The sequence below is a fragment of the Acinetobacter seifertii genome, assembly GCF_016064815.1.
Taxonomy (GTDB): domain Bacteria; phylum Pseudomonadota; class Gammaproteobacteria; order Pseudomonadales; family Moraxellaceae; genus Acinetobacter; species Acinetobacter seifertii.
The window spans coordinates 963,607-976,133 of sequence record NZ_CP065820.1 but is presented as its reverse complement, the minus strand read 5'-3'; the positions used below and the strand labels follow the sequence as shown (position 1 = coordinate 976,133).

At 37.9% G+C, this 12,527-nt stretch carries 10 protein-coding genes; 7 read left to right on the top strand and 3 right to left on the bottom strand.

The genetic code is table 11. The annotated features are described in order from the left end of the window. Window positions 1-6: 6 nt before the first annotated feature. The 7 genes from I8T81_RS04625 to I8T81_RS04595 all read left to right on the top strand — a co-directional run bounded on the left by I8T81_RS04625 (window position 7) and on the right by I8T81_RS04595 (window position 7,418). Entirely contained in the window at window positions 7-1,128 is a 1,122-nt protein-coding gene (locus I8T81_RS04625; protein WP_151684336.1) for an HlyD family secretion protein, read from the top strand. A 3-nt stretch (window positions 1,129-1,131) separates the two neighbouring features. After that, on the top strand, window positions 1,132-2,262 hold the full coding sequence (locus I8T81_RS04620) for an ABC transporter permease (protein WP_198072219.1): 1,131 nt from the start codon (window positions 1,132-1,134) through the stop codon (window positions 2,260-2,262). Next, window positions 2,259-3,350: an A1S_2622 family ABC transporter permease subunit gene (locus tag I8T81_RS04615; protein WP_198072218.1), complete on the top strand. Its 1,092-nt coding sequence runs from the start codon at window positions 2,259-2,261 to the stop codon at window positions 3,348-3,350. The genes I8T81_RS04620 and I8T81_RS04615 overlap by 4 nt, the downstream gene beginning before the upstream one ends. A 258-nt stretch (window positions 3,351-3,608) precedes the next feature. Continuing rightward, entirely contained in the window at window positions 3,609-4,403 is a 795-nt protein-coding gene (locus I8T81_RS04610) for a ChbG/HpnK family deacetylase (protein WP_077169617.1), read from the top strand. Next, window positions 4,400-5,380, top strand: a complete 981-nt coding sequence (locus I8T81_RS04605; RefSeq protein WP_198072217.1) for a glycosyltransferase family 2 protein — start codon at window positions 4,400-4,402, stop codon at window positions 5,378-5,380. The genes I8T81_RS04610 and I8T81_RS04605 overlap by 4 nt, the downstream gene beginning before the upstream one ends. Window position 5,381: 1 nt before the next feature. Further along, window positions 5,382-5,762, top strand: coding sequence for a GtrA family protein (locus I8T81_RS04600; protein ID WP_019457304.1), 381 nt, complete (start codon window positions 5,382-5,384; stop codon window positions 5,760-5,762). Window positions 5,763-5,771: 9 nt separating this feature from the next. After that, a complete protein-coding gene (locus I8T81_RS04595) occupies window positions 5,772-7,418 on the top strand; it encodes an ArnT family glycosyltransferase (RefSeq protein ID WP_191104772.1) in 1,647 nt (548 codons plus the stop codon). 55 nt (window positions 7,419-7,473) lie between these two features. Here I8T81_RS04595 and gyrA read toward each other — a convergent pair whose 3' ends face one another. The 3 genes from gyrA to I8T81_RS04580 form a co-directional block, all read right to left on the bottom strand. Next, window positions 7,474-10,188, bottom strand: a complete 2,715-nt coding sequence (gyrA, locus tag I8T81_RS04590) for a DNA gyrase subunit A (RefSeq protein ID WP_019457306.1) — start codon at window positions 10,186-10,188, stop codon at window positions 7,474-7,476. 410 nt (window positions 10,189-10,598) lie between these two features. Continuing rightward, entirely contained in the window at window positions 10,599-11,558 is a 960-nt protein-coding gene (locus I8T81_RS04585; RefSeq protein ID WP_198072216.1) for an MBL fold metallo-hydrolase, read from the bottom strand. Window positions 11,559-11,648: 90 nt separating this feature from the next. Then, window positions 11,649-12,491 carry a helix-turn-helix domain-containing protein gene (locus I8T81_RS04580; protein ID WP_198072215.1) on the bottom strand — a complete coding sequence of 281 codons (843 nt, stop codon included), beginning with the start codon at window positions 12,489-12,491 and terminating at the stop codon, window positions 11,649-11,651. Between the last annotated feature and the right edge of the window lie 36 nt (window positions 12,492-12,527).

Genomic DNA, 12,527 nt, shown 5'->3' with positions numbered 1-12,527 from the left:
CATAAAATGAATCAAGAATCATCTTCTTCTCAGCAAGATTCACCTGTTACGGATACAGAGCATACAGGTCAAGATCAACAAAATATTCAAACTGACAATACTCAAGAAGTAAAATCGAATAAAAGTAATCCTCAACCACCTAAAAATTCAAAAATTAAACTAATAATTGGTGTGGTCATTATTGCTTTGTTAGGTTTGATCATTTTCGGTTTGTGGAAAAGTTATCAACCAAAGCCTATTGAATTACAAGGCAGAGTTGAGGCTGAAACGATTCACGTGAGCACTAAAGTTCCAAGTCGTATTGAAGAAATTTATGTACAAGAAGGTCAAAAAGTTTCTAAAGGACAACCTCTAGTTCGTTTAGTCAGTCCAGAAATAGAAGCTAAAAAGCAACAAGCCTTAGCAACCTTACAATCAGCTTTAGCACTTCAGTCGACTGTGGATCGAGGTTCGCAACAAGAAAATATTGATACTCTGTATGCCAACTGGCAGAGTATGAAAGCTCAAGCAAATCTTGCAAAAACCACTTATCAGCGTGGAGAAAATTTATATAGACAAGGTGTCATTTCCCGTCAAAGACGAGATGAGATGCTTGCAGCCCAAACCTCTGCTCAAGAGTTAAGTGAGGCAGCTTATCAACAATATGCGCGAGCAAAGCGCGGAAGTACCAGTCAGCAGAAATCTACAGCAGATGCTCAAGTGGATATTGCAAAAGCAGCTGTCAGTGAAGCCCAAGCACTTGAAGCAGAAACCCGCTTACTCGCTCCTATTTCAGGTACAGTTTCAAAAACTTATGGTAAACCTTCTGAACTAGTTGCAATAGGTGTGCCGGTTGTCAGCATTTTAGAAGATGATGATTTGTGGGTGAGTTTAAATGTCGGTGAAAATCAGTACGCTTCTGTTTATAAAAACAAAACGCTAGAAGGATTCATTCCTGCGCTGAATCAAACCGTAATGTTTAAAGTAAAAAATATTGATGCTGAAGGTGAATTTGCCACGATTAAAACCACTCGTCAGACTGGTGGTTATGATATTCGTAGCTTTAAATTGCATTTAGTGCCTGAGCGTCCTGTCAAAGACTTAAAGGTTGGCATGAGTGTTCTATTTAAAATTAAAGAAGAAAAATAAAACATGTTTGCCAGTATATTACGTGAACTAAACTATCTAAGAAGCAATAAATGGGATTTGTGTATAGTGACACTCATCCCTGCTTTTATCATTTTTTTGTTTAGCAGCATGTTTTATGCAGGTAAGGCTGAACATTTACCTATCGCAATTATTGATCAGGACCAAAGTGAGCTGAGCCGCAATATTGAAAAGTATCTTTCGTTAAATCATACGGTAGATGTTAAAACAATTACTGCAAGCTCGACCGAAGCTGAAAAACTACTCAATGAAACCAAAATTTGGGGCTATATTTTTATTCCTGACGGCGCTGAAAAACGTTTTGTAAAAGCTCAAGACGCTCAAATTAGCATTGCATTTAACCAATCTTTTTTTAGCGTAGGAAATACGATTTCCTCTGCCATGTTAGTCAGTACACTCAATGCTTTAGCAGACTACGCAGGCCAGAGTTATTTAGCAAATAATATCCCCTATTTAGATGTTCCTACAGCGCACGTCAAAATTTCAACACTCTATAACCCAAGTATGAGCTATGAATTTTATTTAGAACCTTTCATGGTTCCTGCTGTTTTGCATCTATTACTCTGTTGTTGTGTGGCTTTTGCCATTGGACAAGAACTTAAACGCGGCACCTTAACCCAGTGGGTTAACCGTGAAAATTTTATCCGCGGCTTACTGGCTAAAAATTTACTTTATAGCTTTATTTTTTGTCTATGGACTTGGTTATGGATGTTTTGGTTGGTTGAGATTCGCGGTTGGTTTGTCGCTGGCTCTCTCAGCTTTTTATTAGTTGCCCAGTTTTTGCTTTATTTTTCTTATGCACTCATTAGTAGTACTGTCATTCTTACCACCAAGAATTTAAGTAAAACTTTTGGTTTTATTGCGGTATACGGTGGTTCTTCTTTAAGTTTTGCTGGTGTGACCCTGCCTTTAAATAATGCACCAATTTTCACTAAATTTTGGTCTTTAATTATTCCTTATACACCTTATGCAAAGCTCCAGACCGAACAGTGGGTCATTGGAAGTCCACTTTTTATTTCAGTGATGCCCTTTTTAATACTGATTGGCTACTGCCTTATTTATTTCATTTTGAGTTCCTTGCTACTTAAAAAACTAGTTGGGGGAGCTGCGCAATGAAAGAATTCTTAAAGGCTTATGCCCAGACATTTAAAGATATTGTCAGTAATAGTTCGGTTTTCACGACACTGATTTTATCAGTCATTCTTTATAGCTTTTTTTATCCAACTGCCTATAAAGCTGAACGTGCCGAATCAATTCCAATCGTCATTGTTGACGAAGAACAAAGTCTTTTAAGCTCTCAAATTATTGGACAAACAAGCAATAGTCCGAACGTAAAAATTGTTGAAGTCACTGCGAATTTTCTCGAAGCCGAACAAATGGTACGTGAACAAAAAGCAGATGGTATTTTGCTTTTACCCAACAACTTAACACAGAGCCTACGCCGCGGAGAAACTGGTGGTATTGGCTTATACTTAAGTACAACCAACTTTTTAAAAACTAAAGAAATTGGGTTAGGTCTTGCTACTTCCATTGAGGCCACATTAAAAGAATATGTTGAAAAATTTGGAGAGCGTACTCATTTTCAACCAGCCCTTTCTATTCATCAGGTTCCTTTATTTAACCCTCTTTCAGGTTATGGAAGCTATATTTTTCCAGCAGTTGCAACGCTCATTATTCATCAAACGATTGTATTAGGCTTAGCCATGCTAACTGCAAGCTACCGCGAAAAGCATGAAAAAATTACCTCCATTCGCTTTGCTGGAATTTTTGCTAGCCTGTTTACGATTGGTTGCTTAGGCAGTTTTTATCTTTTTGGTTTTACCTTGTGGTTCAACGACTATCCACACGGTGGAAATTTTATTGGTTTACTCGTCGCGGTTCCAATTTTTATTAGTTGTGTGATTGGATTAGGCATGTTGATTGGCTCACTTTTAGACATGCCAGAACGTGCTGGACATATTATTGTATTTAGTTCAGTTCCGCTTTTTTTATTAACTGGTACCGCGTGGCCCCACCATGCCATGCCTGAATGGTTACAATGGTTTGCTTGGTGCTTACCTTCTACACACGGTGTACAAATGTTTGTACAGCTTAATCAAATGGGTGTTCCTTTAAATGTTGTGATACCTAAATTAATTTTTCTTGCAACAATTGGAATCATTTTTTTAATTACAGCGTATTCACGCTTAAAAGAAAATAAGTGAGAATATGAATAGACATTACATACAAATTATAATTTTATTTACTATAAAATCTTATAGTTAAAAATATTTCTTTAAGAAATTGACCAAAAATTTCTAAAAAAACAAACAAATTCAAAGTATTAATTTGTATCAATTGTCATGAAACCTTAAGAAAACTTTAAGTTGAAATTAAGGATATTTGTTCATAGTAAAGCTGTTTAGTTTTTCAGCAGCTTTTCAGGGTATCTCTGCTACTCTGACCCATTATGGAACTTGAATATGGCAAAGGTGTGTTATTGCGCAGATGACTTTGCAATGAATGCGGAAATATCTGACGCAATTATTCAATTAATTGAACAAGGTACACTTCAAGCGACCTCATGTATGACTCAGTCTGATTTATGGGAAACTGCTGCTGCCAAATTAAAACCTTTTAGTGACCAAGTTGATGTTGGTTTACATTTAAATCTTACCCATGCTTTCGCTTCAGGTAATACTGTTTTTTCCTTACCCATGCTTATTTTACGTGCATGGTCTTCAAGTCTGAATCGTGAATTAATTACCCAATGTATTGAAGAGCAATGGGACTTATTTGTTTCAGTCATGGGAAAGCACCCAGATTTTATTGATGGACATCAGCATATTCATCAATTTCCATTCATACGCGATATTTTGCTGCAATTGTTAAAAGAGAAAAAATTTACGGGTTGGATTCGAAATTTACAGCACCCGATAGATTTACCTCACTATCGTTTTAAGACTCGCGTGCTGTCTGCACTCGGCTCTAATTCTTTAGCAAAAGCATGTCAAACATATCATTTTAATCAAAATGACCAATTTGCTGGCATTTATGATTTTAAGCAAACTGACTATGGCGAACTGAACCAGTATTGGCTTGCGCATGCAAAAGACCACTTACTGATTATGTGCCATCCAGCGCTTGCAGAATCAAATGATCAAGATCCGATTCAACATGCCCGAATACAAGAATATGAATATTTCAGTTCGGATCAGTTCCAACTTGATTGTCAGCAATATGGTATACAGCTCACTAGACTAGGGGCAATGCAATGAACACAAAACCATTTTTATCCTGCGTTGTTCCAGCCTATAACGAAGCAGAAAATTTAAAAACTTTTATTCCTGCTTTAGCAAATAGTCTAAAACAGCAAAATCTTAGCTATGAAATTATTGTTGTAGATGATGGGAGTAAAGACGACACTATTCCTATTCTACAAACAATGATTGATGATTACCCATTGGTTGTGCTTGAACTTTCACGCAACTTTGGTAAAGAGGCAGCGCTAAGTGCTGGCTTAGATCACGTAACAGGTGAAGTGACGCTACTCATTGATGCTGATTTTCAACATCCATTTGAAGCAATTCCAACCATGATTAACCTTTGGAAAAATGGTTATGACATGGTGTATGGTATTCGCAATCGTACTACTGAATCTTGGCTTAAACGTGTTTTAACCCAAGGTTACTATCGTATATTAAACTTAAGCTCTCCGATCGATATTCCTGAAAGCGCTGGCGACTTCCGTCTATTAGATGCAAAAGTTGTTGAAGCAATTAAACAATTGCCTGAAAAAAACCGCTACATGAAAGGACTTTATGCTTGGGTTGGATTCAAAAGTATAGGTGTTAATTTTTCTGAACAAGAACGTCAGCACGGCCGTTCTAGCTTCAACGTAAAATCTCTATTTAACTTGGCTATGTCAGGTTTAACTGGGTTTTCAGATTTACCTTTACGCATCTGTATTTATTTAGGTGCAATCCTAGCTTTAGGTGCTATGGGTTACGGAACATGGATTATCCTTAAAACCTTGATTGAGGGTGTTTCTGTTCCAGGTTGGGCAACACTTGTAGCAGGCATGACATTACTAGGTGGTATACAATTGCTATTTCTAGGTATTGTTGGTGAATATGTAGGTCGAATTTATGCTGAAGTAAAAAACAGACCAAAATACATTGTTGCATCCGAACATTCTCATATTAAACAAGAAAAATCCATCACAAAGCCTGAAAATACATTCTCAAGTTTCTAACATGTTTGCTCATATTTTTCAGCTCACGCGGTTTGCCACTACTGGTGCCGCAGCAGCACTCACCCACTATAGTGTAGCCATGCTTCTGTTTAAGAAGCATGTCGAGCTGCAATATGCCAATTTACTTGCATTTTTAGTTGCCTATTGGGTGAGCTATTTCGGGCATCGCATTTTTACTTTTAAAGCACAGCATCTTGCTCATCGTCAGACTTTACCAAAATTCACATTAGTTGCAGGCTTAGGTTTTTTATTTAATGAAAGTTTTCTTTTACTTTCAAATCTTTATTTTGACATTCCTGTTTCAACCTTAGTGTGTATTGCAATTGTTCTGACTTCTGTCGTGACTTTTTTGCTTAACCGTTTTTTTGCATTTCAACATTAAGGATTGTGTATGCAGCAATGGCTTCGTAATTCGAAATTTTTATTATTTTTTTTACCATGCTGGTTACTTGTTCTTTCTTGGATAAGACCTTTGTCAGTACCGGATGAAGGCCGCTACGGAGATATTAGCCGAGCGATGGTCGAATCTGGAGATTGGTTAACTCCACGAATCGATAGTTTACCATTTATGCATAAACCTCCATTGCTCCATTGGTTAAGTTCTATTTTTATGGAAATTTTTGGGGTGCATGTATGGGTGTTACGCTTAGTACCTGTTTTGGCTGCTACACTCACCTTAGTTGGTCTATTCTGGTTTGTAAAAAAACATATTTCAGAGCGTGTAGCGCAACTCACGGTTATTATTTTAGCGACTAACCTACTTTTTTTTGGTAGTAGTCAATACATTAACCATGACTTATTAGTAGCATCCGGGATTACATTAAGCGTTTTATGCTTTGCTGATTTCACTATTTCTGCACGTAAACCTATCTTATTTTTAGGTTATGTTGCAGGCGCAGCAGCCTTTCTCAGTAAAGGACTTATTGGTGTTCTCATTCCAGGCATGATTTTATTACCTTGGTTACTCTACACCAAACAGTGGAAGAAAATACCTTCGCTTCTTAATCCATTAGGGATATTGCTATTCTTACTTATCGTTAGTCCATGGTTATACGCAGTACAAAGTAAATATCCTCAATTTTTACATTATTTCTTTATTGACCAACAATTTAGTCGATTTAGTTCAAAAGAATTTAATAATAAGCAACCGTGGTGTTTCTATCTGCTTATTTTATTTGTTGGTTCTTTACCTTGGTTTTTTGCGAGTAGATTTGAGTCTATTAAGACCGTCTTTAAAGATCATAAGCAATCTGGTGTATTTGCTTTGCTTGTATGGTGGTTTATTTCTGTCACGGTTTTCTTCTCCATTCCACCTTCTAAACTAGCGGGCTATATTTTACCTGCAGTACCGCCCCTTACTATTTTCTTGGCACTTGTGATGAATAAGGTTCTTGAAAGCAGTTATAAAACCAAATTACAGGTATGGGGTACTCCTGTATTTATTATGATTCTTGGAATAGGCATTGTGGCTACCCCACATTTTCTGCGTGCGAATCAGCCTTTTTTCCAACACGAAGCAGTATTCATTTACACGATTGGCACACTGTTAATTGTGCTTCCATTAGTTTTAGTATGGTTATATAAAAAGCAAAAAGTGAGCTATTTAAACTATATTTTTATGAGTTTGATTGTTCTATGTAGTGCGGTTCCTTTTGCTGTTCGTATTTTAGATACTAAAAATAATGTGGGCCAAACAGATTTTGCTGAGTACCTCACCCCATCTACAAAAATAGTTTTCTATAACTACTATTTCTATGATGTGCCTTTCCTTTTACAGCTTAAACAGCCTGTTTATATTGTAAATGAATGGGATAGTGTTCATTCTGATAGCGCCTCTTTAGAAATTAAGGATGGACTGTTATTTGAGCCTGAACGTAAGAAGTATTTATGGAGCGAGCAGCAACTTAAAGATGCCTTAGCCCAAAAGCAAGATTTGATTGTGGTCAGTCAGCCAAATAATTTTGCAACTAAAGATCCTTCTGTGAAAACTCTACACTACCGAAACTATGATGTATTTATTTTCCATCCAGCAAAATAAATAGATTAGACATAAAAAAAGGAAGCCGAAGCTTCCTTTTTTATTTTAAAACATCTTATTCTTCAGAAGTATCTTCATTATTAGATACTGCTTCTTCACTATCGGTTTCAGTCGTATCTACTTCGCCTTCAAGAAGTTCTTCTTCGTCTTCTACAGCTTCAATTGAAACTACACCAACTAAAGTTTCTTCTTCGCTTAAACGAATGAGACGAACACCTTGAGCATTACGGCCTGTCATTGCAACTTCTGCGGCACGTGTACGAACAAGCGTACCACCATCAGAAATCAACAATAACTCTTTAGTTTCATCAATAGAAACTGCACCAACTAGCTCACCGTTACGTTCAGTTGTTTTAATTGCAATAACACCCTTACCACCACGTTTCTTGGTTGGGAAGTCATTTACAGGAGTACGTTTACCATAACCGTTGGCACTCGCACATAGCACTTCACCTGTCTCTGGCACAACTACAAGGGATACAATACGACTTACTAGATTTGAATCTGCTGAATCATCATTATCATCCGATTCATCGTTTTCAACGTCTGCATCTTCTTCACTTAAGGTACTGCTTGCGAAGCTCACGCGCATACCACGTACACCTTTCGCTGTACGACCCATTGCACGTACGTCAGTTTCAGCAAAACGAATTGCTTTACCTTCGTTAGAGAACAACATGATTTGCTGATTACCATCAGTAATCGCAACACCAATTAAGGTATCTTCTTCATTGAGCTCAATAGCACGTAAACCATTTGAACGAATGTTTGCAAACTGTTCTAACTCAACACGCTTAACCGTACCAGAAGCAGTCGCCATAAACACATAGTGGTTTTCTGGGAACTCTGTTAACGGCAAGATAGCAGTGACGGTTTCATTTGCATCTAAAGGTAACAAGTTCACGATTGGACGGCCTTTTGCCCCACGTGATGCTTGAGGAACTTCAAATACTTTCAGGCGATACACTTTACCTACGTTGGTAAAGCAAAGTACTGTCGCGTGGTTCGATGCCACAATCAGATGTTGAATAAAGTCATCATCTTTCATTGAGGTTGCAGACTTACCACGTCCACCACGGCGCTGTGCCTGATAGTCTGAAAGTGGTTGAGTTTTTGCATAGCCCGTTTGAGAAACAGTTAATACAACTTGTTCTTCTGGAATTAAATCTTCACGACAGAAATCAACACGAGATTCAACAATTTCGGTACGACGTGCATCACCATATTGTTGTAACACTTGTGCTAGCTCTTCACGAATAACAGCCATCAACAAGTTGAAGTCGTTTAGAATTGCCGTCAGTTCAGCAATTTGACCTAAAATTTCGGTATATTCAGCGTGTAACTTGTCTTGTTCTAGACCTGTTAAACGGTGTAAACGTAATTCTAAAATTGCGCCTACTTGCGTCGGAGATAGACGGTAAATTGAATCACTTAGTCCAAATGGACGATTTGGATCTTCACCTTCAATCTCATCTGGACGAACCGAAATAGCCCCTGCTTTTTCAAGTAATGAAATAACACCACCACCTGCCCACTCACCAGCAAGTAAACGCTCACGCGCTTCAGCAGGGTTAGCAGAAGTTTTGATGGTTTCAATAATTTCATCAATATTTGCTAAGGCAACTGTCAAACCTTCCAAGATATGACCACGTTCACGTGCTTTACGTAATTCGAACATGGTACGGCGTGTCACAACTTCTTGGCGGTGACGAATAAATGCCGCAATAATATCTTTCAGATTCATCAATTTTGGCTGTCCGTTGTCTAGACAAACCATGTTGATGCTGAATGAGTTTTCAAGCTGGGTATTTAAGAATAAGTTATTTACAACGACTTCTGCATTTTCACCGCGTTTTAAGTCAATTGCAATACGCATACCGTCTTTGTCAGACTCATCACGAAGCTCTGAAATACCTTCAAGTTTTTTCTCTTTTACCAACTCGGCAATACGTTCTATTACTCTTGCTTTGTTGACTTGATATGGAATTTCAGTAAAGACGATGGTTGTACGACCTGTCTTTTCATCTTCTTCGAAATGGTATTTACCACGGATGTGTAAACGACCTTTACCGGTACGGTAGGCATCAACAATACCTGATTTACCGTAAATAATACCGCCTGTAGGGAAGTCAGGACCAGTAATGTATTCCATCAATCCTTCAATCGAGATATTCGGATTATCAGCATAAGCCAAACATGCATTCACAACTTCTGTCATGTTGTGTGGTGCCATGTTGGTTGCCATACCTACAGCAATACCAGCAGCACCATTAATTAACAAGTTTGGAACGCGTGTCGGAAGTACCTGAGGAATACGTTCTGAACCGTCGTAGTTATCTTCCCAGTCAACTGTGTCTTTTTCTAAATCTGCAAGAAGCTCATGTGCCAGCTTAGTCATACGGACTTCGGTATAACGCATTGCCGCGGCACTATCACCATCGATCGAACCGAAGTTACCCTGACCATCAACCAATAAATAACGTAAGCTAAAGTCTTGAGCCATACGAACAATGGTTTCATAAACAGCTGAGTCACCATGCGGGTGATATTTACCGATTACGTCCCCAACGACACGAGCAGATTTCTTGTAGGCTTTGTTATAGTCATTGCCCAATTCGTGCATGGCATAAAGCACACGACGGTGAACAGGTTTAAGACCGTCTCTCACATCCGGCAATGCACGAGATACGATTACACTCATTGCGTAATCTAAATATGAATGCTTGAGTTCGTCCTCAATGGCAATCGGTCGGATTTCCGATACGCTCATGCATACTCCTTCTTACAGATAGATATTTCTATCCGTTTATATGTCTTGATCTTGCAAAAAATTTAGTTCCGGAAAGTGAACTAAAATCGAAAAAAATATAGCTGTATACTATAGCATAAATTGCTCGCTAACTGGGAGTTTAGCGATCTTAAAATAGCATTTTTTTACAATAAAAATTCTATTAGAATTAATAAGTTAAAATTATAGATTTCTACTTTTAAATGTATTCCTTAAAACTCAATTATTCGACCAAAATATAAACAGCATGAAAGTGCTCTTTTTAGAACACATTTCATCTATTTAAAGAATCAAACTTTTCGTCTTAACCCAACTTAGCAATATTTGAGCTAAAGATTCCGAGTCCATTTTTCAAATTCATTGCTCTTTTTTGAATAATCAATTTGAACTTATCATTTTACAGGACGGTATTGAGCCGGTATCCATTGATATCCTGTTGAGCTTTTACCAATGTGTCCAATGCCGGGAAAAGCGATATGTGCTGCCCCTACCCACCATTGGTTTTTATAGGCTTGTTCAAAGATATTCTTACGAACAGCTATAGCCTGATTCGAGTGAGTATCGGGTTTGTAGCTTGCTTCAGGATAAGGAAATTGGACTGCACCGTAATGTACCACATCACCTAGACCTAAGAACTTTTGACCGTTTTGTCCATCTACTAAGTATGAAGAATGACCTTCCGTATGACCATGAGTCACGATCAGTTGAACATTCGGTACGTTAAAAGTGGCTTTGGTAAAAGCAACTAGTTGCCCTGCCTTTTGGTATGGCTGCAAGGCATCACGCGTCATTTTAAATATTGGTTTAAAAAAATCGGTGGCTTTTGCTTCATTTGCAGATGATGTCCAAAAGTCGACATCTTCTTTAGCCAGATAAACTTTCGCATTTGGATAAACCATTTTGCCGTCTAGTGTAATCCCGCATAAATGATCAGGATGGGCATGTGTAATTAAGATGGTATCTATTTGTTCAGGCTGTACACCTGCTTTCTTTAAATTTTCACGTACATGACCCAAAGTAGGCCCAAAACATTTTGCAGTTCCTGCATCAATTAAAATATTCTGTGTCGGTGTTTGCACAAGATAGGCAGAGAAATCCGTGACAATCTGATTATGCTCATCTACAGGAACAAAATTTTCTTCAAACAGTCGATTGGCTTTTTCAGCTGAAATACCCAGTAAATCACTACGAGGTAGTCCCAGTTCGCCATCAAACAATGCCGTTACTTTAAGGTTTCCTATTGGTTGTAAAAAATAACCATCAACCTGATGCACGGTTGGCTTTTGTTCTGCATGTATAACTGTACTGGCACTCAGCAGTAATAATATCGCAAGTGATTTTAATGATTTCATCATAGAGTCCTTGGTATTTTCATACTTTAACTCTATTGGTTTTTATCTATTTAAATCGCTCAATAAACTACAAGAAACGCTCAAATTGACTTATTCGGCAGCTAGAACAGCTGGATCTATCCCATAACGCTCTACAAAGCGATCACGAAAAATAGCAACCGATTGATATCCCGATTTGGCTGCAATGGTTTTCATGGGTAGTTTTTTCGAATACAACATCTCAAGTGCATAAGTAAGACGTGCATGTGTAATCGTTTCTCTTAAGGTTGTATCTTCATAGCTGAGCTTGCGGCGAAGTGTTGCACTGCTCAAACCTAGTCGCATTTCAAATTCACTAGACTGCCAATGGTGCTGTGGATTCTCTATTACCCAATCGTGAATGATTTTTGTCAATTTAGGTGGCGGTACAATTAGCACATCTGAACAATGCTGTTGGCATAACTGTACAAGCATAGCGGTAATACATAAACGTGCTTTCACCACATCATAATTAAACAAAGCTGTTTGCCACTCGGTTAAAGAGGTAGCGAAATCATCAATTGAAAACTTTAATATTGCTTCGGTTCTGTCGACTACGGGCTTAGCCCAAATCATTTGTGCAGCTTGAATGACTTCGTCACACATAGGCACAAGAATAGTGAGATATTCACCCGTTATAGGATCAGGCAGATTAACTGCATCGATAACCGTATCGGGTTTTATAATATAGAGATCGCCGGCACTAAAATTGATTTGTTTTGTTTGAAGATTTAATTGTTGTTGCCCATATAGAATAAATCCCATGTGCAACTGGTTAACTTTAATATTAGAAAGCCCATGCTGATTTTTAGATCGAATACATAAATAATCTCGTGCCATATCTGCCCGTGCCAATCTCACCAATGACTGATGCAATTGATGAGCTTCTATGGAAGCGGAATAATTAATATTCATAATAATGATCTAAAAAAAACGCCCTTGGCTAGTTAT

Bases quoted from the DNA above. Each gene is read 5' to 3' on its own strand.
- I8T81_RS04620 (WP_198072219.1), top strand. From the start codon at position 1,132: ATGTTTGCCAGTATATTACGTGAACTAAACTATCTAAGAAGCAATAAA.
- I8T81_RS04580 (WP_198072215.1), bottom strand. From the start codon at position 12,491: ATGAATATTAATTATTCCGCTTCCATAGAAGCTCATCAATTGCATCAG.
- I8T81_RS04615 (WP_198072218.1), top strand. From the start codon at position 2,259: ATGAAAGAATTCTTAAAGGCTTATGCCCAGACATTTAAAGATATTGTC.
- I8T81_RS04610 (WP_077169617.1), top strand. From the start codon at position 3,609: ATGGCAAAGGTGTGTTATTGCGCAGATGACTTTGCAATGAATGCGGAA.
- I8T81_RS04595 (WP_191104772.1), top strand. From the start codon at position 5,772: ATGCAGCAATGGCTTCGTAATTCGAAATTTTTATTATTTTTTTTACCA.
- I8T81_RS04625 (WP_151684336.1), top strand. From the start codon at position 7: ATGAATCAAGAATCATCTTCTTCTCAGCAAGATTCACCTGTTACGGAT.
- gyrA (WP_019457306.1), bottom strand. From the start codon at position 10,188: ATGAGCGTATCGGAAATCCGACCGATTGCCATTGAGGACGAACTCAAG.
- I8T81_RS04600 (WP_019457304.1), top strand. From the start codon at position 5,382: ATGTTTGCTCATATTTTTCAGCTCACGCGGTTTGCCACTACTGGTGCC.
- I8T81_RS04585 (WP_198072216.1), bottom strand. From the start codon at position 11,558: ATGAAATCATTAAAATCACTTGCGATATTATTACTGCTGAGTGCCAGT.
- I8T81_RS04605 (WP_198072217.1), top strand. From the start codon at position 4,400: ATGAACACAAAACCATTTTTATCCTGCGTTGTTCCAGCCTATAACGAA.